This is a genomic window from Psychrobacter sp. SCQQ22 (genome assembly GCF_015864605.1).
Lineage (GTDB): Bacteria > Pseudomonadota > Gammaproteobacteria > Pseudomonadales > Moraxellaceae > Psychrobacter > Psychrobacter fozii.
On sequence record NZ_JADYWZ010000001.1, the window covers coordinates 354791 to 378493 of the forward strand.

Consider the following 23703-nt stretch of genomic DNA (forward strand, 5'->3'; position numbering starts at 1 on the left):
TTGCCTTAGAATTTGTTTCAATGTACTAGAACGTAAATACAATAAATTTATAACTAAAAACTCATCAATAAGTGATTAAACATAACAAGGTTCAAATATGAAAACAGAAAATACAGCAGCTGGTTACGGATTACATCAATCAATCCTGCCTAACGACGATGGTCTATATGGAGAGTTCGGTGGCAAAATTGGTCATCCTGAGCTGGCCAAAGCCATGGCGGAAATCGAAACAGGCTTTCGTGAGATTATCAAGGATGATGACTTTATCGCTGAGATGAAGCGACTGCGTGAGACATATGTGGGTCGTCCAAGTCCTATTTATCATGCGCAGCGCTTAAGCGAACATTGCGGCGGGGCACAGATTTATTTTAAGCGTGAAGATTTAAACCATACGGGCGCGCATAAAATTAATCACTGTTTGGGTGAGGTATTATTAGCCAAGAAATTAGGCAAAACCAAAGTTATTGCTGAAACTGGTGCGGGGCAACACGGTGTGGCACTAGCAACAGCGGCTGCGCTGATGGGTCTGGCGTGCGAGATTCATATGGGTGTCGTCGATATTGAAAAGGAGCATCCCAATGTCAGCCGCATGAGAATTTTAGGAGCCAATATCGTTTCTGTATCACGCGGGGCAGGGACATTAAAGGAAGCAGTGGATAGCGCTTTTGAGACGTATCTCAATGAGCTTGATACCAGTATGTTTGCCATTGGCTCAGCATTAGGGCCTGCACCCTATCCAGAAATGGTGAGCTATTTCCAATCCGTTGTCGGGCATGAGGCACGTGCGCAATTCTTGACTACGACAGGTAAATTACCTAATAAAATGGTTGCTTGTATTGGTGGTGGTTCCAATGCTATCGGTATGTTTAGCGGGTTTTTTGATGATGCAGGTGTAGAAAAAATAGGCGTAGAGCCAGCAGGGGAAGGCTTAGATACGCCCAATCATGCAGCGACCATGTCGTTAGGGGTCAAAGGTGAGATTCATGGTTTTAAATGCTATGTACTGCTCGATGAAAAAGGTGAGCCAGCCCCCGTGCATTCGATTGCGTCTGGTTTGGACTATCCTGGCGTTGGTCCGCAGCATTCACATTTACGAGATTTAAAATTGGCAACTTATGAGTCAGCCACAGATGCAGAGTGTCTAGAGGCGTTTATGGCATTGTCTCGGCTTGAAGGTATTATTCCAGCTTTGGAGTCTGCACATGCCATTGCCTATGCGATGAAAGTTGCTAAGACTATGTCAGCGGATGAGACCATTTTGGTTAATTTATCAGGGCGCGGTGATAAAGATATCGATTTCATTTTAGATAAAGTAAATTTGTAAACAAAAGTGAGTGATGAGTATAGAAAAATAATCCCTTTTGAGCGATTAAAAAGTTATCATCGTGGTCTTTTTTTACGATTTAACCTTTTTCACGACTGGGACCTTTTATAACGGTACATTTATCATAAATGACCATTTTTTATAAATAGGAAACAGCCGTCCCATGCTTGATAGGATTTTTTCATGACTAACCGCGACCTCATTATTTTCATCACGCTGTCCTTTATGTGGTCGCTGTCTTTTATATTTTATCGTGTGGGCGTGCCGGAGTTTGGCTCGTTGACCTTCGCCAGTTTACGGGTCATATTTGCTGGATTGGTCATGCTGATCTTTGTATTAATTAGCAAGAAAAACAGAGAAGGCATCCGCGAAAATTGGAAAGTGTTGGCGCTTGTTGGATTATTCTCCGCTGCCGTGCCATTTATGCTGTTTTCTTTTTCAGCCCAATCTGTAAACGCTGGTGTGTTGGCAGTGCTCAATGCTTCTGTACCGATGCTGAGTGGATTTATCGCCAGTACGTTCTTTAAAGACAGGCTGTCAAAAAAGCAAATTCTTGGCCTAATCATTGGTGTTATCGGTGTGGTAATTTTGATGAGTGAGAGTTTGTTTGGTGGGCAGGATTCGACGTCGGATTCGAGTCTGTTGCCGATGGGTTATGGGTTATTGGCCTGTGTTGGTTATGCGCTAGGGGCGAACATTACTAGGAATTACTTGAATGATGTCTCTCCAGTGGCGATTACCGCAGGGTCACTCATTATTGCCAGTGTGATTATGCTGCCGGTTGCAATATATGAGTTCCCTTATGGCAAGAGTATTAGTGCCCAGGCTTGGGTTTCTGTTATCTGTATTGGTGTGTTTTCTACCGCCATTGCGCTGATTTTTATGAATCAATTAATCAAAAGTATCGGCCCTATGAGAGCGACGAGCATTACGCTAGTGATCCCAATTTTTGCGATTATTTTGGGTTATTTATTACTGGGTGAAGCGTTGGATACACCTGCCATTATCGGTTCGGTAGTGATATTGTTTGGGACGTATTTGTCTTTAGAATTGTCTGTTACTAGAATGATAAAGTCGTAAATTATGTACGGAATAATGTGTGTATTTTGGCTTTACTGAGCGTTCTTATCCACACAAATAATGCCATTCAAACAATTTCTATTTTGAGTGACGGTCCATGGCGACGATAGGTCTAATGCTTTATGCAATTGATAGGGTGTGATGTTTCGCTCATCTATTTCACGACCGTTTTCATCTTTGTCAGGTATAGGGTATCGCTTAAGACGTTCGGTATCGGATTGATCCATAAATATTAAAAAATTTTGCACATTTTTAGCCAGTTTACTATCAGAGCGTTGAGTCAGCTGCACCATCAGTTGTTCGTTATCTGAGTCATAGAATTCGCGCATTTCCTCATCTGTCCATTGGGTATTCTCTGACCCAAAAAACAGTAGATAACGATACATATTGAATAACACGTTAGCATCGTTATAAAAGATACTCTGTGGATAATGGTGCATGAAATCTTCCCAGAAGATGGTACGCTCTACCAACTCCTCAAAAGAAAAATCTACCGCTGCATCAAACCAAAATATTCCTTGGTTATCCTGAGCCATTCGCTGGATAAAGGCCGCTTGATCCTCTGGTAGATAGGGGCTGAATATATCTGCCATAGCCGTTAGGTCGTGATGAAACTCATAATCACCTTCCCCCAAATAGCGCACACTGACGTCAGACCTACTCATGATTAAACTAACCAAATATCGAACATGAGGGTTCACTGCTTTTAACTGTGTCACCGAAACCTTTTTACCTTGTTCAATACTACTCATCAGGTCATAAAATGCGCTGTCATCTATAGCGCTATCAACATTCAGAAAACGTGCATACATCTCCTGATACTCTGCTAGCCATTGCAATATTTCAGCGTTATTGGCCACTGGTAAGCAAGCGGTTAACTGGTGCTGAACCGCGTGAATGTCTTCGATTTCATTTTTATTATTGATAGCATTTATCGTGTCATTAAGCTTACTACAAATCAGCCGCTCTTTTAATGTTTCTTCCGATAGCTCCACCAATGCCTTAGTGAGTTCTTTCGGTGTCTTTGCTTCTGCGACAGGCGTTGTGCTTTGAGAGGTTGTTGATTGTGCTTCTGATGAGGTCGCTTTATCTGAGGGAGGCTGGCAAGCGGTAAGGGCAAACACTAAGCTTGCACCTATGATGAGCGGTAGCTTTTTATTTTGGATAAGTGATAACGACTTCATTTTTTATTTCTATACCCGTAGCAGGAAAGAGTGAGTAGGACAGCTCCAACAGTCTAACAGACCCTAATAAAACAGCCATCTTGTATTTTATTCTAGGGCAAGCTCACAATCTTCTAAATTCTCATACACGTTTTTGTATACCTCTCTGTCGCTATAAATATCAATATTTGCGTTCTGGTGTCAATCAAGGCTGAGGTTACATTCAAACTGCGAATACTCTTTTAGATTTGAAGGTTTGCAGCTTGACGCTTGCTCGGTAGATTCGGTGTCGAGATAGTAGGTATCGTCCTTTATTAAATAAATATAAAGCAGTGTTTCTGTTTGTAAAGTTTACTTGAATAATAACGGACACTCCCTATAAAGATAACGGTCGTTCAATATGCGTCTTTGCTTAGCAAATAGGCAACGATATATTCTATTGACCCAGTACTATTGATTCAATGGCTCGCAATTTTTCACAGTTCTAAGCCAGTTATTTGTGAGGGCTTTAATGAATAGTTGAGAACTCTAATGAATAGTCGAGCACTTTAATTAATAGTAATGAACCTCATAATAAAGAACACCAACTTATAACGACAAACATAATAAGGCATAACATGGCACACGATAATTTATTTGAACCTGTAAAAATGGGCACGCAAACGCTAAAAAACCGCATCATTATGGCACCGTTGACGCGTCTGCGTTCAGTAGAACCTGGTGATGTACCGACTGTACTTGCTAGCGAGTATTATTCACAGCGTGCTAGCTCAGGGCTTGTGATAACCGAAGCGACGCAGGTTTCTTTTCAAGCGAAAGGCTATGCAGGTGCACCTGGCGTTCATACCCAAGACCAAATCACCGCATGGAAAGCCATCGTTGATAATGTCCATGCCAAAGGTGGCAAGATTGTGGTACAGCTATGGCATACTGGTCTGGTCTCGCATGAGAGCGTACAGCCGGATGGCAAAGCACCAATTTCTGCCTCTGATGTCCATGTCGGTATACGTACCTCGTTGCGTGATAGCAATAACCAAGCCATCCGCGTTGAAGCAACGACACCACGCCCAGCCACACTTGATGAAATCAAGCAAGTCATCGCTGACTTTGCACAAGCGACCAAAAACGCCAAAGAAGCGGGCTTTGATGGGGTTGAGATTCATGGTGCCCATGGTTATCTATTGCATCAATTCTGGGTTGAGCAAACCAACCAGCGTGAAGATGAATATGGTGGTAGCCGTGAGAACCGTGCGCGTCTAACATTAGATGTTATCGATGCTTGTGTGGATGCTTGGGATGCTGATCACGTTAGTATTCGTATCTCACCGCTTGGAACATTTAACAATGTAGAAGCTGGCTATAATGAAGATGAGAATATCTGGCTAATCGAGCAGATTAACAAGCGTGGCTTGATGTATCTACATCTGTCAGAGCCTGATTGGGCTGGTGGCACTCCTTATAGCGATGGATTCCGTCAACGTGTCCGCGCTGCTTTTGATAACTTGATTATAGCTGCTGGTGGTTATACTGCCGAAAAAGCAGAGAAAAATGTTAAAGCCGGATACATCGATGCGGTTGCTTTTGGTCGTGATTATATTGCCAATCCTGATTTGGCCGAGCGTATCCGTGAAGGCGCTGCACTAAATGAGCAGCATCCTGACAGCTTTTATGGTGGCGGTGCTGAAGGTTACACCGACTATCCGTTTTTAAACCAAGCGTAATATATAGTCGGTGAACTACTAAACGGCTACGGCGTTACCCTCCTTAGATGTACTAGTACAATCTACAGTCGGCTGCCTTGTACCCATTTTAGAGTTCTTTGACTATAGTTATCTCTATATAACTGACAATCGAAAGCCACCAGACGATAATCGTCTGGTGGCTTTTTTATGCATGATGATACATAGGTTTCGGCTACTTGAACTACTTCAGCTAATTGAGTTACTTAATAAAATTACCTGTCTGATAATCTCGAAACGTTTGGCGCAGTTCTTCTTGTGTGTTCATGACAAACGGTCCATAACCTGCTATTGGCTCACCAATAGGCTCACCGCTGAATAACAAAAGTTTGATAGGATTTAGTGTTGATTCTTCAGTGGTGATAATAGAGCAGTGTAGCTCAATGGTGTCAGTAGTCAGTGCTTGATCATCTTGAATGTCAGCACGATGTTGCGTGGGTGCTTCAAACTGGATCAGATTTCCTGCACTCACAGGCATATCATTTACCCGTAGTTCGCCTTCTTGCACTAGCAGCAGTGTATTGTGCGTGTTGGGTATTTGCAGTGTCGTTGAACCAGAGGCATACAGCTCGATATTCCAGATATTAATGGATGTAAAGGTACTGGCTGAACCTGTTACTCCTTGCCATTCGCCAGCGATGATAGCAGCTTTGCCAATAGTGGCTTGATTGCTACCGTCACTGTCGTCGCTGTTATCTATCAAGTCAACGAGAGGTATCTCTGCACGTTTGATGCTTTGGTATTTTGGATGGGTTAGTTTGTCTGCGCTCGGTAGATTGACCCACATTTGCACCATACTAAAGACGCCGCCACGCTGCCCAAACGCTGCTGAATGGAACTCCTCATGCATAATGCCGCGTCCTGCGGTCATCCACTGCACATCACCTTCTAGGATATCACCGCATCCACCGGTCGAGTCTGCATGGCTGATTTCGCCCGAATAGGCGATGGTGACCGTCTCAAAACCTTTGTGTGGATGCTTACCGATGCCGTGCGGTTCCGTCTGGTAATTAGGGTTCGGCTCAAAGGTGGTCGGTTCGCCATAATCGAATAACAGAAATGGATCAGTGTGCTCATAGTTAAAGTCAGCATTTTCTTCGAGATGGTTGATGAAGGTTTTTACATAAAAGCCATCACCGACCCAATGCGGTGCTTTTTTACTATGAACGTTCTCAATCGGACGCATGTATTCCCCCATAAAATGAGATGTATAGTCAATCCTCTATAAATTGGATGCGGTGTCAGTCTCGCTGAGTCTACTACTTGTAGCCCTTTCGCTCGGCTTCCTTGTACTCAAATTATATTGAACCAACTATATTATTCTAATTTTTATTGTTGCTTTTCAAGCGTGAACACTAAACAGCTTCACTTTTGTCATGCTTCTTATTCTAGCAGTTATCAAACCTTTATTGAGTTAAAAATCAACTTAAGTAGAATAAAAAATTAAACATAGATGGTTATAGCGTGTTCAGAGTGCTCTAAAAACACGCCCTAATGCATCATCAAAATCATTGAACACGACTGATTTTTAAATAGACTAATGGCTAAACAGATGAGTTATTAAAAAATGAATCGTTAGACAATCTCGCCACTGACGAAACCGCTTGCCCACGCCCACTGGAAATTATAACCACCCAGCCAGCCTGTGACATCGAGCACCTCACCGATAAAGTACAGACCCTCTTGCAAATTACTCTGCATGGTTTTTGAGGATACTTCATCTGTTTTGACGCCGCCGCGCGTGACTTCAGCGGTACGATAGCCCTCGGTACCAGAGGGCTTCAGTTGCCAACCATTTAGACTCGCACCAAGCTCTGCCAAACGCTCATCTTTAATATTAGCAAGCTCGGTATCTTTTATGTCTTCCCACAGGTGAGTCTGCAGCGCAGTCAGCAGCTTTTTGGGTAATGCATTGTCTGTATAGTCAGCCAATACTGTACGAATCAGCTGCTTGGGGTGTGATTTTTTATGAGCCAATAATAGCGCTGTCGTATCTGTCTCTGGTAGCAGGTTAATGCTGATGGTTTCACCCGTATGCCAATAGTTGGATAGTTGCAGCATAGAAGGGCCGGACAGTCCACGATGGGTGAACAGCAGCGGTAACTTAAAGGAAATGCGCTCATTACTGGCAATGACTGGCAAGCTAATGCCTGACAATGCTCGAATCAGTTCACCTGTTTTATCAGTGAAGGTAAAAGGCACGAGACTGGCATCAGTCGGTATGAGTGTATGCCCAAACTGCTGTGCCACCTCGTAGCCCAAGCCGCTAGCACCCATCGTTGGTATAGATAATCCGCCAGTGGCGACGACTAACGACTCACAGCGATAGCCTGTTTGTGGCAGCTTGGATAGATTTGCCGCCTCTTTTCTCTCTTGCTTTTCTTTTTTACTGAGTTGCTTGGTAGTCAATAATTGAAAACGAGCATTTTTATCATTTTCGACATTTTGAACACTTTCAATTTGAGCATTCAATTTTACTTGTACGCCTGCTGCTGCACACTCATCAAGGAGCATGCTCAAGATATCTTGTGCAGAGTCATCACAGAACAGCTGACCGTGCTCACGCTCATGGTAAGGAATTTTATGCGATTCAACCATACCGATAAACTCCCAACTGGGATAACGGCTGAGGGCTGATTTACAGAAATGTTGATTGGCACCAAGGAAATGCTCAGGCTCGACGAAGTAATTGGTAAAGTTACAGCGGCCACCACCTGACATGAGGATTTTTTTGCCCGCTTTATTGGCATGATCCAATACCAGTACGCGGCGACCACGGCGACCCGCAGTGAGCGCACAGTATAACCCTGACGCGCCAGCACCGATAATAATGACATCGTAGTGGGCGTATTGTGATGTATTGCGTTGATTGCTCATTGTGGTCTCATAAAATGATAGAGCCTGTCCACTATAAAATCGCTACAGGTATCAACCTCGCTCACTATCCAACCGTATCGTGGGCACTCAGTTTGTTGTATCGATAATAGGGTGAATTGACTATAGATATAAAATAGTAAAAATAAAGCCGATTGCTTATATTTAATAAAGTCGTGCTTGAAAAGAGTCAGTCGCTCTTAGCGTTCGCTTTAGAGTAGCTATTGTCCATATTTTATTTAAGGTTACAAGGATTAAATAGCTTATTGCCTTGTCCATAAATTTTATCATGTATGACCAATTATACAGCTGTACAGTGATATTGTTATGAATGGCAGTTGATGCCTTGCAACCATCCGGCTTATTTGTCAAACTAACCTTACGTGTCACGCATTATGGAAGATGGCTCTTATTACCTGTACAGACGGTCGTTATTGACGATTGGTACAGGTCATAATAATTAAAAAGGATGACTATTATGACTCAGAAATCATTTCCCCTTGCAGCCGAGTTCATCGCTGCTGCCAATACGACAGCCGAACAATACCGCACCGACTACCAGCAGTCTATCGAATCCCCTGAGTCTCATGATGCCTTTTGGGCGAAGCGTGCCGAGCTGATTGATTGGATAAAAAAACCAACCAAAATCAGCGACGTTAATTATGATTTAAAGGATTTTCGAATCAAGTGGTTCGAAGATGGTGAGCTGAATATTTCTGTCAATTGCCTAGACCGACACCTGCAAAATAATCCTTACAAACCAGCGATTATTTGGGAAGGCGATCATCCTTCCTTACATAAAATTATCTCCTTTAAAGAACTGCACGAATCGGTCTGCCGCTTGGGTAACGCCATGCGTAAGCTGGGGGTCAAAAAAGGTGATCGCGTCACCTTATATATGCCGATGATACCGGAAGCGATGGTAGCGATGCTGGCATGTACGCGTATCGGTGCCGTGCATTCAGTGGTCTTCGGCGGGTTTTCTGCTGAGAGCTTGGGCAATCGTTTGATAGACAGTCGCTCAAAACTGGTTATCACTGCTGATGAAGGTTTACGTGGTAATAAACGTACGCCGCTCAAGGCGAATGTCGATCGCGCGCTCGATATGGATGGCACTGACAGCGTGACCAACGTCATCGTCGTCCATCGTACTGGTAACTCTGTCCCGATGAGTGGTCGCCGCGACCTTTGGTATCATAGTTTAATAGACGGTGAATCGCAGTATTGTGAGCCTGAAGTGATGAATGCCGAAGACCCGCTGTTTTTACTCTATACATCTGGCTCGACTGGCAAGCCTAAAGGCGTGTTGCATACGACTGGCGGCTATATCACTTATGCGCTTTCTACGTTTCGAGATGTTTTCGATATCAAAGATGACGATGTCTACTGGTGTACAGCTGATGTGGGCTGGATTACGGGTCATACTTACTCAACTTATGCACCGCTCGCCAATGGGACGACGACAGTGATGTTCGAGGGTGTACCAGAATATCCGACATGGGCACGCATTGGCCATATCATTGATAAGCACAATGTGACGGTCTTATATACCGCGCCGACCGCTATTCGAGCGATGATGAAGGAGGGAGATGCTTTTGTCCGTGAGTCTAATCGTTCTAGCCTGCGCTTGCTCGGAACCGTGGGGGAGCCAATCAATCCCGAAGCATGGGATTGGTACTATCATGTGGTCGGTGACGGTAAGTGTCCAATCGTAGATACGTGGTGGCAGACGGAGACTGGTGGCATTCTAATGGCTCCGATACCCGGCGCAGTTGCACTTAAACCCGGTGCGGCGATGAATCCTCTATACGGTATAAAACCAGAAATCGTCGATAGAGATGACACTATATTAGAAGGCTCTGCTGAAGGTAATTTGTTAATTAACAGTAGCTGGCCGGGACAAATGCGGACCATTTATAATGACCATGAGCGCTTTTTAGAGACTTATTTTAGCGATTATCCAGGCTATTATTTCACTGGTGATGGGGTACAGCGCGACGAGGACGGACATTACTGGATTACAGGGCGTGTCGATGATGTGCTCAATGTCGCGGGTCATCGTCTGGGTACAGCCGAGATTGAAAGTGCCGTGGTCGCACATCCTGCGACGGCTGAGGCTGCTATCGTCGGTATGCCACATGAGATTAGAGGGACGGGTATTTGTGCCTTTATCATTCTAAAGTCAGGTGAAAAAGAGACAGAGTCACTGAAGGCTGAGCTGAATCGACACGTCCGCTTTGAGATTGGCCCCATTGCCAATTTGGATACTATCCATATCGTCAATGTGCTACCAAAAACGCGCTCAGGTAAAATCATGCGCCGTATCTTGCGTAATCTAGCGGCAGGGCAATATGTCGGTTTGGGCGACTTATCCACCCTTGCAGACAGTTCTGTGATTAATCAATTGGTTGAGGTAGTCAAAGCTGAGCGTGGAGAATAGTCACTCCACTATAAAAGTGTTACTGCGTTAGCCTCACTTGAAGTATCACATATAGATCTACACTATCCTTGTTAGGCAATTAAAAGAAGCCATGTTATAGAAATAGCATGGCTTTTTTACGTAGACGATATTGATATGAGTAAGTTTTAAAGGTTCAATGCTATTTAAAAGTTGAATACTATTTAAAATTGTATCGACTAAAACAAACCGTTATTTTTATAAATACTATTTTCTGACCACATACCCTATAAGGCTTATTGTCATTATGACTCATCATCCTTTAAACCGTACTGATACTACTTCACCTAAAATCGCTATCATCGGTGGTGGTCTGACAGGACTATTTACTGCCACATTATTAGAGCGTGCTTTTAGCCAAGATAATGATAAAACACCAGTCCTTAATATTACGATTTTTGAAAAGTCGCGCAGTGTTGGACGTTTAGCTACTCGTTATCGTACCGACAGTCAAACGGGTAAAAACTGGCAATGGGCATTTGGGGCACAGTTTTTTACGGCTAAAACAGCCAGTTTTCGGCAGTTCATTGCGCCTTGGCTAGAGACAGGTTTACTGCAACCATGGTGTGCACAAGTGGTCAACCTAATGCCAGAAAACGATAGTATTGAGTCATCCGACATCCAAAGCAAAGAGCAATGGAATACCACGCAAGCACGCTATATCAGTACCCCCAAAATGACCAGCTGGGGACGTGAATTGGCGGATAAATTGCAGCATACCACTATAAAATTTAAAACCCGCGTTGCACCGTTAGATCAATATGATAGCGCTATATCAGAAAAGGTTGATAAAAAAACGGAGCTGTTTGACGATACTTGCGCAAGCCTAGGTCACTTTGACTGGGTAATTTGTACCGCTCCCAATGGTCAGGCAGTTGAGTTGATGGCAGATAGTGGTTTTGATGCCCAATCAAAAATTGCTGAGCCACAGATGCAGGCTTGCTATACATTGATGTTGGGGTGGAGCGATATTGCCACATTACCGAAAGCCCTAAGTAAAGATGTTCAACCAGAATGGGATGTCGCTTATCTGAGTGATTCTATTCTCGATAGAATATTTATTGAGCATCAAAAGCCTGCTCATGATGACCTGCTACCCAGTGTTACCATTCATGCCAGCAATCATTGGTCAGAGCAGCATGTCGATGATGATATCGAGACCGTCCAAGCACAATTGCTACAAGCCGCACAGCAAGCACTGAACTGGAATGAGGAAAGCGCACCTAGCCAAATAGACAGTCATCGCTGGCGTTATGCTGCAACGGTGGTTAATGACAACAATGATAAAAGTGCGTCAGGTATTTTAGTCGATGAGACGCATCAGTGGATTGTCAGTGGTGACTGGTGTGGCCAGGGCAATATCGAAAGCTGCTATCAAATGGCACAACAGACGGTCGAGGCTATCTATTATATTCATAAAGTTGTCTGATGGGAGATGAGTCGTTCATTATCTCGTAGGGTCTGATCAATGATAAAATGTATCTGAAATGTTAACAAACTAATTCAAACCGATTCTACAAAAGTAGAAGAGTAATCAATGATGTGTAAAGTCGAGAGAGATTGATTTGCATATAAATAATCAATATTTGTGTATTAAATATCGACTTTAAGTTACAAATAACACTATTAAAATCTCTAATAAACCGATATATTTGCTTTTCGTAATATATTAAATAGTATGAAGCTAGAGGTGGATAAAGTGCTGATAGGAAGTGATTTAACTCGCGTGATGCTCGAAAATGGTTGTCAGGAGATATGGTGTGCGGTAGATGATAATAGCGATGAAGATGCTATGAGAGATCAAATCGAGAATGATTTTACAGCGAGAATCGTATCTTATGATGATGAAAAATTCTACTGTACCGCAGGTATAGCATGGTTATGTGCTGTGCCAATCAAAGTGTTGCCAATGACTTTGAGTGATGTGAAATTCGAAATGTCGTAATTTATATTGTATTAGCTCAACAGGTTTACAATCTGTATCAAAAACCCACCGCTGAGTGGGTTTTTTAATTTAAAGCAAAAATGCTTTCATAAGGTTTTAACAATTAAAACGCTCAGGTGAGTATAAAAGGGCATTGTAGTAGCATAAATGATGAAATATTTATTGATGAATAAATGTAGACAAAAAAGAGCCCACAAAGGAGGAACTGTGGGCTGAGGAAACTGAGCGTGTAGTAATAACTATGATGACTACAAGGGCAGTGATTAGGCGTTGTTGTTATTATAAAATTTCTACTATTGCTCTCTAAGATTAGAGTAGTAGCGGTTAATTCAATAGGCAGATGTAGTTACTTACCTATTTAAGTGTACAAGTGTTTTATTGGAATGGCTATCATAGCGTAAACAGTCACAGTTTGGCTGTTTTGGTTACATGATATTACGTTTAAAAAGACATTTAGAGGAGGTATTTGATAGAACATATACGTTAGTATAATGTCGAATAAACATGAATGATTTTGTGATTTTATGCGCATTACTAATAAATAATGTTAATACTTCATAGTTATATGATGATTACGGATGGATTTTAATATAATTGGTAACTTAGTAGCTAAAGAGATGGCATGACGACTTGCCCGAAAAATGCTAAGCTATCTGCCATTATTATGTCTATATGAAACTGGGTTTGCCATGACTGAGAATACGCATTTGCATACGCAGGAGCCACCAAGTACGCAAAATACTAAGAGTATTTTTAACTTGCCCAATAATCTGACTATTGCGCGAATATTAATGATTCCGCTATTTGTCGCCATTGCTTATTGGCCACCTTCTATGGGCATCGGCATGCCAGCCATCTCAGACAATGTGATTGCGCGGGTAGGCATGAGTGAGTTTAGCGATAGCTTGGTACGTCATTTATTATTGACGGGCGTTTTTATTATCGCTGCGATTACCGATTGGTTAGATGGCTACTTTGCGCGTAAGCTTAATGTGATGTCAGCCTTTGGACGATTTTTGGATCCCGTCGCTGATAAACTGATGGTCGCTGTAGCCCTAATTATCTTAGTGCAGTGGCACCCTAATATCATAATGGCGATAGCAGCCATCGTGATTATCTCGCGTGAAATCGCGGTATCTGCGTTGCGTGAGTGGATGGCAGAGCTAGGCAAGAGTACCAGCGTGGCAGTATCTTATGTCGGCAAGTTAAAAACGACGTTTCAGATGGTGGCAATTACGGTGCTTCTTCTAAACTGGGAGTCGCTTGAAACCATTGGCTATGTGTTGATGGTTGCAGCTGTTGTTCTGACATTATGGTCGATGATGATTTATCTAAGAGCCGCTTGGCCATATCTCAAGCAGAGTGGTTAAGCCATATTATTGATTGTAGTATCATAAAATTTAGATAAAACGTCAGTCGCATTAGCCACTGGCGTTTTTTATTGTCTAGTATTCCCCTACTGGGCGGTAGATTTATTTTACTCTTTGATTGTATGTATTGTTGATATATACTCAAAATTAGTAAACAAAATACAAGAGAATTGGCCGAATTATGATAAGAGGTCATTCAAATAAGGAAATAGGTATGGCATTACATAAGAAACAGTCAGTCGCTGCCGTTATGTTAGTTGCATTGCTGACAGGGTGCTCTTCAGGCTCAAATATGCAAGAGCAATCCACTTCAGCTATTCAGCAAGAAAAGTCTATCCAAACAGACTCTAGTGCAGATCGTTCTACTCAGGATGCTGCTGAATCGGAACGCTTGGGGACCAAATGGGGAGATGATGTTAACTCAGAGGTCACTACTGTTGATTTGCGCCGTACCAATCCTGAGCCTATTGAGCAGATGCAGGTTCGTTATGCAGACAAATCCTATACTGGCCGAGCCGTCAATAGCATGTCATTATTGGCTGGCAAGGTTGATTTTTCGATGGAAACAGATACGGGTGCACTATTACTTTATCGGGACTCGGGCAACTACTATGTCCAAGGTCAAGCAGGTCAGGCATACCGCTTGGTGTATCATAATAACAGCGCCAATACTTATGAGATCGTCGCTAGTGTCGATGGCATAAATGTCCTCAATGGCAGTGCTGCCAGTCGTTATGACAGCGGATATGTATTGGAACCAAATGACGATTTGGTGATTGAGGGCTTCCGTAAGAGCCAGAGCTCAGTGGCATCCTTTATTTTTAGCAAGCCGGAGAGTGCCTATGCTGCCAATACCAGTTCGGGCTCTATCAATAATACGGGTGTAATCGGTACGGCAGTTTATGGGCTGTATGATCCTACTAAGCCAAAGCCAGCGCAGCCACAGGCTTATCCAGCTGATAATGGTTATGCGAAACCACCACAGTAATTATAACTTTTATTCTACTGTGAAATAAGAGACAAAATACCAAACATAAAAAACGCCAGTCGCATTAGCCACTGGCGTTTTCGTATTCTACTATCTTGCTTTTAAATAACGGTTTCTTATAACATTACTAATTTTTATAAAGTCACTGAGTTATTTTCACCCAAGTTAGTCGCTTTCTTACCATCCATTACGGCAGCGGTGGTCATTTTGAACATGTTGACGACTGAGCTACCGCTGAGCCAGTATTCTGCACCGTGTGGTACGACTTTAATCAACTGGATATTCTTATCTTCTTTACCTTGCTCATAAAACGCATTGTAGATCGGCGACCATAGCTCATCTAGCTTTTCTTGGTCTTCGACCAGTTCTGCCTTACCGTTGATAGAGACATAATTCTTAGCATCTTGACTGACGTAGGCCAAGTTGACTTGCGGATTTCTTTCGATATCTTTGACCGTTTCAGTGGTCTTATCACCGATGAACCAAATTTCTTTTGCGCCAATGCTGGTTTCACTGGTGGTCATTGGGCAAGCATGTAGATGGTCTTCGTGAGTGCGAGTGGTCATCATGGCAAACTTGATGTCTTTTACCAGTTCTTGCACCTTATCGATATGGTCTTGTCTACTCATAGTAAATTTCCTTTTCTTTATAGTATTTGATTAATAATTATGAAGCTTTTGTTAGTCAGGTTTTTATTTATTACTTTTTAGCTTTTTGACAATTCGTATTTAGAATACCGATAACCAGAGGTCTATTTATATAGGTTGCCAGTAATACGATGTGAGAGTTTGTAAGGAGTATAAGGGTTAAGTAAAAATTGTGACGTTATACTCATTTCACTATAAAAGTGTTACTGCGTTAACTTCGCTTGAGGTATTTAATGTACAGCTACACTCAGTTGCCTTGTACTGCTTTTAAATTGAATCGACTATAGGCGCTCAAGCTTTCTGCTCTGAAAAAACGCTATGCAATACGATGTCACAGATAGAAGCCTAAAGAGTAGATCAGGGGGAAGGTCAAAGGGAAGAACAAGGCAATTATTTGCTAACCGTTTGCGAGTTCAATAAATGCGTTTTTCGGCAATTTATCTTGGTTTAGACCTGCTTATTACAGGGCTTCTTGTTATAATACGCAGACCATTTACTTAGCATGGCAGAGATGCCTTGATCTTACGGATTATGCCTTTATGATGACCATCGCCGGACAACCGTTTCTTACCGATTTTCAGACGCAGCAACTCATCAGTCAGTTTCAGCAAAAAACCGAGCTCAATGTCAGCCAAATCAATACCCAGCAAGTGTATGTGTTATCACGCAAGCTCGAAGGTGATGAGTATAAAAAAGCGCTAGACTTACTTGCTGTCGATAGTAGCAATGTCCTTGCCGACCCACAGGCCAATCAATTACAAGTTATCGTTGGTCCACGTTTTGGCACGATTTCGCCATGGGCAAGTAAAGCGACTGATATTTTTAATAACTGTGAAATTGAGATCAACCGTGTTGAGCGCGTCGTTGTTTATACCCTAACAATCGATGGTGAAGCAGGCGAAAGACTACCAGTAGACGCTGAGCAATTATTGTTTGACCGTATGACCCAGAGCTTGGTCTATGATTTAAATGATTTGAACAAATTGTTTGATGCCGAGCAGCCAGCATCATTGAATCATATTGATGTCATCGGACAAGGTCAGTCAGCGCTAGAGTCTGCCAATACCCAGTTTGGTTTTGCATTATCAAATGAAGACATTGATTATTTGATGAATGCTTATGTTAATGAGCTTAAGCGTAATCCAACTGACGTTGAGCTGATGATGTTTGCACAGGCAAACTCAGAGCATTGCCGTCATAAGATTTTCAATGCTGAGTGGACAGTTGATGGCATTGTGGCACCAAAGTCACTGTTCCAAATGATTAAGAATACCTACCAGTCGAATCCACAAGGTATTTTATCTGCCTATAAAGACAACGCTGCTGTGATGGCAGGGTCTGACGGCATGCGTTTTTACCCGATTCCGACTGACGCGATGGATGCAAATTCTGCCCATCCTTATGACTTCCATCAAGAAGAGATCGACATTCTGATGAAAGTCGAGACGCATAACCATCCAACGGCTATCGCCCCGTATGCGGGTGCAGCGACGGGTGCTGGTGGTGAGATTCGTGATGAAGGCGCAACAGGTCGTGGCGGTAAGCCAAAAGCAGGTCTGACGGGTTTTCACGTATCACACCTACATATTCCAGAGCTCGCTGAAAAATGGGAGCAGTCAGGTCAGTTGAGTACTCAGGCTTATGGCACGCCAGATCGTATGGCAACCAGTCTTGAGATTATGACTGAAGCACCACTCGGTTCAGCCAACTTCTCAAACGAGTTTGGTCGTCCTAATCTATGTGGTTATTTCCGTAGTTTTCAGCTGGACACCTCAGCGGCAAAAGACGGTAGCGAAATGCGCGGCTATCATAAGCCAATCATGCTGGCAGGTGGTTACGGCAATATCAAACGCAACCTCATTGAAAAAAATGCCATTCAGCAAGGTGATTTATTGATCGTCCTTGGTGGCCCTGCCATGCAGATTGGTCTGGGCGGTGGTGCAGCATCTTCTGTTGATAGTGGTTCACTTGATGAAGGCTTAGACTTTGCCTCAGTTCAGCGTGACAATGCTGAGATGGAGCGTCGTTGCCAAGAAGTGATGGATCGCTGCTGGGCACTAGCCGGTAATGATGTCGATGCCAGCAATAATGGCAAAGACGGCAACCCTATCGTGTCATTGCATGATGTGGGCGCGGGCGGTATCTCTAATGCAATGCCTGAACTGGTCAATGACCACGAGATGGGCGCCGTACTAAATCTGCGTAAAATTCCATCGTTAGAAGCTGGCATGTCACCAATGGCCATCTGGTCAAACGAAGCGCAAGAGCGTTATGTCCTCGCGATTCGTCCAGACAGCGAAGCCCAATTCGATGCGATCTGTGCGCGTGAGCGTTGCCCGTATGCCATTTTAGGATCAGCCACGGATGTGCGTCAATTGGTTGTTAATGACGAGTTGCTAGAAGACCAACCTGTCGATATGCCGATGCAAGTATTGCTAGGTGGCACGCCGAAGATGAAGCGTAGCTTTGAGCGTCATGACACCAGCTTACCTGCATTAGATTTAAATGAAGTCAATTTAGCTGAGTCTATCAAAGACGTCTTGCGTCACCCAACCGTCGCTAGCAAATCATTCTTGATCAGCATTGGTGACCGTTCTATCACTGGTATGGTCGTGCGTGATCAGTATGTGGGTCGCTATCAAGTGCCTGTATCGGATTGTGCTGTGACAGCATCAGGCTTGATTGCGCTAGATGGTCAGGTGATGAGCGGCGAAGCCATGAGTATCGGTGAGCGTACACCAGTTGCCTTAATCAGTCCACAAGCCTCAGCACGCCTTGCAATTGGTGAAGCGATTACCAACATCGCTGGTGCGCGTATTGCTCAGTTGTCTGATATTACGATGTCAGCGAACTGGATGGCTGCCTGTGGTGATGATGCGGAAGATGCAGCATTGTTTGACGCGGTATATACAGTCGGCGAAGAGCTGTGCCCAGCACTAGGTATCGCGATTCCAGTCGGTAAAGATTCGCTATCGATGCGTGCCAACTGGACTGACAGCAGTGAAGCAGGTGAGACGGATAAATCAGTCGTATCACCAATGAGCCTAGTGATTACCGCCTTTGCTCCTGTGGTTGATGTGGCAAAAACGCTAACCCCTGAGCTAATCAATGGCGATAGCGCGTTTTACCGTATTGATTTGTCTAAAGGCAAGCTACGTCTAGGCGGTTCAATCCTTGCGCAAACGCTGAGTCAATTGGGTAACGATTGCCCAGATTTAGCACAGCCAAGCGACTTGGTCGACTTCTTTAACTTTGTCCAAGCGGGTAACGCGCAAGGCGTCATCAGCGCCTATCACGATATCGGTGATGGTGGTCTGCTGGCAACTATCGCAGAGATGCAGTTCACTAGCCGTCAAGGCATCAAACTGTCATTGACGGACGATAACTTACTCGGTCAACTGTTCAGTGAAGAGTTGGGTGCAGTCATCCAAGTATTGCCAGAAAACGTCGCTGCTCTAATGCAATTGGCAGAAGAGTTTAACGTTGTTGATATGCTGAGCCTCGTTGGTCAAAGCTCTGAAGAAGATAGCCTGCTTATCCAAACGCCAACGCTTATGGGTGATGACACCTTACGCTTCAGCCGTACTGAATTGCAGCAAGCATGGACGCAGGTCAGTTATCAAATCGCGCGTCGCCGTGATAATCCAGCGTGCGTACAGCAAGAGTATGACTTGATTGCTGATACGAGCCATAAAGGCCTAATCGCTGCGCCAAACTTTGATTTGAATCAAAAAGTTGAAGAACCATATTTAGCCAGTCGTGAGAATAAACCAAGAGTCGCTATCTTGCGTGAGCAAGGCGTCAATGGTCAGACAGAGATGGCAGCAGGCTTTACCCAAGCTGGCTTTGAAGCAGTTGACGTTCACATGAGCGATCTATTGAATGGCCGCATCAATCTACGTGACTTCGACGGTCTGGTCGCTTGTGGTGGCTTTAGTTATGGTGACGTACTGGGCGCTGGCTCAGGTTGGGCGAACTCTATCTTGTTCCATGATGAGCTACGCATGCAGTTTGTCCGCTTCTTTGCCCGTCCTGATACCTTCTCATTAGGTGTCTGTAACGGTTGTCAGATGATGGCTCAGTTAAAAGACCTCATCCCAGGTGCAGATAACTTCCCACGCTTCATCGCCAACCAATCGGCACGTTTTGAAGCGCGTACGGTCAATGTGAAAATCGAGCGTACCAAGTCTATCCTGTTCAAAGGCATGCAAGACAGCATCTTGCCTATCGCTGTGGCGCATGGTGAAGGCTATGCCACACTAGACAACAACGAAATCGAAGGTATGGCAAAACACGGTCAGCTTGCGATGCGTTATGTCGATAGCCAAGGTCATCCAACTGAGACGTATCCGCTCAATCCAAACGGTTCTGTCGGCGGTGTCACGGGTCTGTGTAGCACTGATGGTCGTGTGACGATTATGATGCCACATCCTGAGCGTAACCTAAAAGCCTACAACCACAGCTGGAAACCAGAAGAGTGGGATGAGGACGGCGCGTGGATGCGTATGTTCCGTAACGCCCGTGCTTGGTTGCGCTAGTCGCAAACCTAGATGCTTGATTAGCTTCGTCAAACTTGCTGAGCCTACGACATGTAGTGCTTGCGCATGTTTTCCTCGCTACTCAAACCTCTAGCAATTGCTTATAGTTTTAGATAGTTGTTTTTGAAATGAAAAGGTGGGCTTCGGCTCACCTTTTTTGCGTTTGGGATTTGAAGATTGAATTTTGAGTATTTAGGGTAGGTTGGTGTGGAGCTTTCGACACCCAACGATTTTAGGGGAGCTATTTCCCGCCTTCCACTTGTATCTGCCAGTCTGGGCGCGGCGATGGCTACGGTTTGGGTTGTCGCTTACTTCGCGTCGCCACCCCAAAACCTAGCCATCGCAATTTGCCCAAACCAGCAGGATACCGCTACAGTCGGGGCTAAACAGCGCCTCAAGACAACTATTATATCTAAGTAGAGGGTTTATGTAATTCATCTAAAGAGCTTAAATCTATTGATCTAAAACTCTGTCCACGCTCATATGCTTTATACCATTCAGGGTAACTGTTTTTAGCTTTATTGAGAATTTGTTTTTTGATTTCGTTATATTGCTTGTCAAATTCTTCAAAACTTATTTCTAAAAATGAATTTATTAAATTAAATGACATTGTATTCGTTATTTCAATAACCTTTTCATTATTCTCTATATATGGAAATAAAAATATCTCTTCATCATGTTTAGTAAAGAATAAGCCATCGTAAGTTGAATTTTTTTGTTCATTAAAAAGAGCATCTATGAATTCTCTAGCTGAAACAAGAGGTTCTATTTTATGTGGAAAAAATGGCGGATGTACATCTAAGTCAAAAATATAATCTAAAATATATTCATTCTCATCCTCGTCCTCTTCGCTATCTTCCCATAGAGTTATAATATTTTCGAAAAGGTTACTATCTATTTTATTTTTTGAATATAAGGTATTTCTTATCGAATATGCTCCCGAATAACTAGCATCTTTAAAGATATAGCTATGAAAGCCACTTTCTTTAATGGATTTTTGTAAGAACTCTGAATTATCTACTAAAAATTTCATTGTTTCAGAGTCTATATGGTTACTTATGTTAATATTATCTGGTAACTGTTTTATTGTAGTTGGGCTCCAGGTAATAGTAAATGAACTGAGATGTAGTATATCCTCTATAGTGTAATCATCAGAAATATTTAGTTTTTTCCATTCATCTGTAGCAGGAAAATTAGTATAGTAATTTTCATTGAATAAATTTAGTAATAGAGATAGGTGGATAGGATTAGAAATCATAGTTGATATATCGAATTTATTTTCAGTAATAGCTACTTCTAAATACTTCAACATATTTTCAAACCTATCTAATAGAGTTTCTTTATTATGTATACTATCCCTACTGAGGGTTAGGATTTGAGAGGCATTAATATCATACATATCTAAAGAATACTCTATAAATGGATATTTTAAGAGGCTTGAGTTATCTGAAGATTCCCTATCTGATGTATATAGTGAATCTATATATTGTCCTTTATAAAATATTTTTAAATTTCTAGAAGGGAGTTTAGAGAAAGAAAAGAAACTATTTTCATAGTCTGTTTCATTTAATATTTTTATTTTTAGCCCCGATTTACTTTCCAAATTCCAAAAAACCGGTGAATCTATAATTTTATTGTTATGTTTGAATTTATTTAAATAAGAATTTGATTTTTCTATAATAGTTTCTATTTTCTTTGACAAATTGAAGTTAACTACTGGGTTTGATATTTTTTCGAATATTGAGGAGACTTTCTCTAAGGCATTATAGCTTCCAAGCTGATAACTATAAAGTGCACTTGGTTGTATATACCCAGAGTATGAAAGATTTTCATCTTTCAAAAATTTTTTAATATCTTTCTCAAAAATTTCATTGATTATTAATTTAGTCCCATATGTTTTTAAGTCGTTTACTTTCGTGATGAAGCAGTAACCTGCTTTATCTGATAGAGGTGAATGTAATTCTAATCTCAAACTCTCATGAGTAAGTCGACTTTTAGTAAAAATAGTAATTCTCTGTTGTTCTATGGGTAAGTCTTTCATAAGAAGAAAGGCACTATGCATACCTATTCCGAATTCTCCCGATGGACGCATCCACGGCGGCATCTGCCGAATAATTTTTTGCTTTTCCCTGTTATTCTTTGAACCTGCTATTTTCTGCATATACTCAAGGTCTATGCGCGAGATACCAACACCATTATCTTCAATACTAAACTCCCATAAAGTTGAATCTTTATTATCAGCGATCTTTTTACAATCTAAGGTAATAGGGTAATCTGCGAATAATTTACAAGTTTCTGCGTCATAAGGATTAGCATTTTCAGGCAATTTCCTAATACTGTGTTCTTGTCCATGCTCTAACCACACTCGAATCATCGTAGCATCAATAGCATTTTGAATCAGCTCACGGTAGATACTCATATCATCTTTATATAAGTTATTACCTTGCAGTAACTCAATAGCACTGCGCTCGTCAAGTGAGAACTTCATTGGCTTGTCATTGAGTAGAATTTTTTTGTCAGTCATCTCAACATTAAGCTTATTAATGGTTGGAAGTAACCCGAAGTCACGACTAGGGACGATATTTTTCCATTGTGACATCTGATTTTGAATTTCTTCTTTAATCCAGTCAAACCAGTTACGACATTCAATATATGCCATCTCAGTACTACATACAGCGGTAACACTAACTGTCTCATTATCTAGCTGAAACTCACGAATCGCTTGATGCTTATGTTTATGCGTTTCACTAAACGACGGCATATTACCAACTTGCCTTGCCATGACTGGACAAAAGCGGTTGTCATCTATATCGAATAAGTCGCCTAGACGTAATAGGCATGCAACAAAACGAGGGTGACAGTCTTCCGTACCCATACCTGTTTGGCGAAAAGGTAAGTCTTTCATGACGTAGTTGAAACTTTTGCCATGAGATAAACAAATTTGAGCGAGATAGCGATAAATACGATTTGGAAGTAGTTCAGTACGTGGAGAGCTAATATTCAGTTTTTCAAATGGTTTTAAAACAACTCTTTCGGAGTTGGTGGGATGGTCACGACGATACCATTCGGCAACCATTTGACGATATTTTTCAACGCCTTTATATGGGTTATCATAATGAACAAGGGCAGCTTCCCAACCGTCGTTATGCCAAACCTTGGCAAACTCATGTAAGTCTTGAACATTGTTATTAGCAAGCTCTTCAACGTAGTCTTTGAAATGATCATTTTCAATTACATCTTGAACTTCATCGGCATTAAATAACATACCGATATCATGCCAGTAAGCCGCTTCTAGAATTAACCATGTGTCTGTCGCTGTCAGCTTTTCGATATTACTTCCTAACAGACGTTCGATATTGACGAGTATTTGCTGAGAGTGTGATTCGTTGTGACTACTAAAATGTGGGTAATAACTACCCACATTCTCAAGCGACTTACCGACGAGCTTTTCATCAAATTCCCATTGAGACATCAATATTTTAGTATTGCTGTCTTCATCAGTCTTCTTTCTTAGATGTTTGATTAATCCTGCGCTCATGGTAGATGCCTTTTTATTTTTAAACTTAATCGTTTGATT

At 42.4% G+C, this 23703-nt stretch carries 14 protein-coding genes; 9 read left to right on the forward strand and 5 right to left on the reverse strand.

What is annotated here, in order from left to right:
• The first annotated feature begins 97 nt into the window (after positions 1-97).
• Positions 98-1324 (forward strand): tryptophan synthase subunit beta, encoded by a 1227-nt coding sequence (trpB, locus tag I6E84_RS01525; protein WP_197215672.1) that lies wholly within the window; start codon positions 98-100, stop codon positions 1322-1324.
• Between the two features lie 183 nt (positions 1325-1507).
• Positions 1508-2404: a DMT family transporter gene (locus I6E84_RS01530; RefSeq protein ID WP_197215674.1), complete on the forward strand. Its 897-nt coding sequence runs from the start codon at positions 1508-1510 to the stop codon at positions 2402-2404.
• Positions 2405-2436: 32 nt separating this feature from the next.
• On the opposite strand, the gene I6E84_RS01535 is transcribed toward I6E84_RS01530, so the two are convergent.
• On the reverse strand, positions 2437-3588 hold the full coding sequence (locus I6E84_RS01535) for a hypothetical protein (RefSeq protein WP_197215676.1): 1152 nt from the start codon (positions 3586-3588) through the stop codon (positions 2437-2439).
• Positions 3589-4184: 596 nt separating this feature from the next.
• On the opposite strand from I6E84_RS01535, the gene I6E84_RS01540 reads away from it, so the two are divergent.
• Positions 4185-5288 carry an alkene reductase gene (locus tag I6E84_RS01540; protein WP_197215678.1) on the forward strand — a complete coding sequence of 368 codons (1104 nt, stop codon included), beginning with the start codon at positions 4185-4187 and terminating at the stop codon, positions 5286-5288.
• Positions 5289-5508: 220 nt separating this feature from the next.
• Here the strand turns inward: I6E84_RS01540 and I6E84_RS01545 are convergent, their stop codons facing one another.
• Both I6E84_RS01545 and I6E84_RS01550 read right to left on the reverse strand, forming a co-directional pair.
• Positions 5509-6492 carry a pirin family protein gene (locus I6E84_RS01545; RefSeq protein WP_197215679.1) on the reverse strand — a complete coding sequence of 328 codons (984 nt, stop codon included), beginning with the start codon at positions 6490-6492 and terminating at the stop codon, positions 5509-5511.
• Positions 6493-6881: 389 nt separating this feature from the next.
• On the reverse strand, positions 6882-8183 hold the full coding sequence (locus tag I6E84_RS01550; protein WP_197215680.1) for an NAD(P)/FAD-dependent oxidoreductase: 1302 nt from the start codon (positions 8181-8183) through the stop codon (positions 6882-6884).
• Positions 8184-8658: 475 nt separating this feature from the next.
• On the opposite strand from I6E84_RS01550, the gene acs reads away from it, so the two are divergent.
• From acs to I6E84_RS01575, 5 genes are all read left to right on the forward strand, one after another.
• Positions 8659-10620, forward strand: a complete 1962-nt coding sequence (gene acs, locus I6E84_RS01555) for an acetate--CoA ligase (RefSeq protein WP_197215681.1) — start codon at positions 8659-8661, stop codon at positions 10618-10620.
• Positions 10621-10885: 265 nt separating this feature from the next.
• Complete coding sequence (locus tag I6E84_RS01560) at positions 10886-12067, forward strand: NAD(P)/FAD-dependent oxidoreductase (protein ID WP_197215682.1); 1182 nt, start codon at positions 10886-10888, stop codon at positions 12065-12067.
• 261 nt (positions 12068-12328) lie between these two features.
• Complete coding sequence (locus tag I6E84_RS01565; protein ID WP_110921916.1) at positions 12329-12583, forward strand: hypothetical protein; 255 nt, start codon at positions 12329-12331, stop codon at positions 12581-12583.
• Between the two features lie 689 nt (positions 12584-13272).
• Complete coding sequence (pgsA, locus tag I6E84_RS01570; protein ID WP_197215683.1) at positions 13273-13953, forward strand: CDP-diacylglycerol--glycerol-3-phosphate 3-phosphatidyltransferase; 681 nt, start codon at positions 13273-13275, stop codon at positions 13951-13953.
• Between the two features lie 214 nt (positions 13954-14167).
• The gene (locus I6E84_RS01575; protein WP_197215684.1) at positions 14168-14941 is read left to right on the forward strand and encodes a hypothetical protein; all 774 of its coding nucleotides are present in this window, start codon (positions 14168-14170) and stop codon (positions 14939-14941) included.
• Between the two features lie 134 nt (positions 14942-15075).
• Here I6E84_RS01575 and I6E84_RS01580 read toward each other — a convergent pair whose 3' ends face one another.
• The gene (locus I6E84_RS01580) at positions 15076-15570 is read right to left on the reverse strand and encodes a pyridoxamine 5'-phosphate oxidase family protein (protein ID WP_197215685.1); all 495 of its coding nucleotides are present in this window, start codon (positions 15568-15570) and stop codon (positions 15076-15078) included.
• Positions 15571-16127: 557 nt separating this feature from the next.
• Between I6E84_RS01580 and purL the strand changes: the two genes are divergently transcribed.
• The gene (gene purL / locus I6E84_RS01585) at positions 16128-20126 is read left to right on the forward strand and encodes a phosphoribosylformylglycinamidine synthase (protein WP_197215687.1); all 3999 of its coding nucleotides are present in this window, start codon (positions 16128-16130) and stop codon (positions 20124-20126) included.
• 412 nt (positions 20127-20538) lie between these two features.
• On the opposite strand, the gene I6E84_RS01590 is transcribed toward purL, so the two are convergent.
• Positions 20539-23664, reverse strand: a complete 3126-nt coding sequence (locus I6E84_RS01590) for an ATP-binding protein (protein WP_197215689.1) — start codon at positions 23662-23664, stop codon at positions 20539-20541.
• Positions 23665-23703 lie beyond the last annotated feature (39 nt).

What these genes read in the sequence shown, in the direction of transcription:
- I6E84_RS01580 (WP_197215685.1), bottom strand. Translation starts at nt 15,570, where the DNA reads ATGAGTAGACAAGACCATATCGATAAGGTGCAAGAACTGGTAAAAGAC.
- trpB (WP_197215672.1), top strand. Translation starts at nt 98, where the DNA reads ATGAAAACAGAAAATACAGCAGCTGGTTACGGATTACATCAATCAATC.
- I6E84_RS01540 (WP_197215678.1), top strand. Translation starts at nt 4,185, where the DNA reads ATGGCACACGATAATTTATTTGAACCTGTAAAAATGGGCACGCAAACG.
- I6E84_RS01550 (WP_197215680.1), bottom strand. Translation starts at nt 8,183, where the DNA reads ATGAGCAATCAACGCAATACATCACAATACGCCCACTACGATGTCATT.
- I6E84_RS01575 (WP_197215684.1), top strand. Translation starts at nt 14,168, where the DNA reads ATGGCATTACATAAGAAACAGTCAGTCGCTGCCGTTATGTTAGTTGCA.
- pgsA (WP_197215683.1), top strand. Translation starts at nt 13,273, where the DNA reads ATGACTGAGAATACGCATTTGCATACGCAGGAGCCACCAAGTACGCAA.
- I6E84_RS01590 (WP_197215689.1), bottom strand. Translation starts at nt 23,664, where the DNA reads ATGAGCGCAGGATTAATCAAACATCTAAGAAAGAAGACTGATGAAGAC.
- I6E84_RS01560 (WP_197215682.1), top strand. Translation starts at nt 10,886, where the DNA reads ATGACTCATCATCCTTTAAACCGTACTGATACTACTTCACCTAAAATC.
- purL (WP_197215687.1), top strand. Translation starts at nt 16,128, where the DNA reads ATGATGACCATCGCCGGACAACCGTTTCTTACCGATTTTCAGACGCAG.
- I6E84_RS01530 (WP_197215674.1), top strand. Translation starts at nt 1,508, where the DNA reads ATGACTAACCGCGACCTCATTATTTTCATCACGCTGTCCTTTATGTGG.
- I6E84_RS01545 (WP_197215679.1), bottom strand. Translation starts at nt 6,492, where the DNA reads ATGCGTCCGATTGAGAACGTTCATAGTAAAAAAGCACCGCATTGGGTC.
- acs (WP_197215681.1), top strand. Translation starts at nt 8,659, where the DNA reads ATGACTCAGAAATCATTTCCCCTTGCAGCCGAGTTCATCGCTGCTGCC.
- I6E84_RS01535 (WP_197215676.1), bottom strand. Translation starts at nt 3,588, where the DNA reads ATGAAGTCGTTATCACTTATCCAAAATAAAAAGCTACCGCTCATCATA.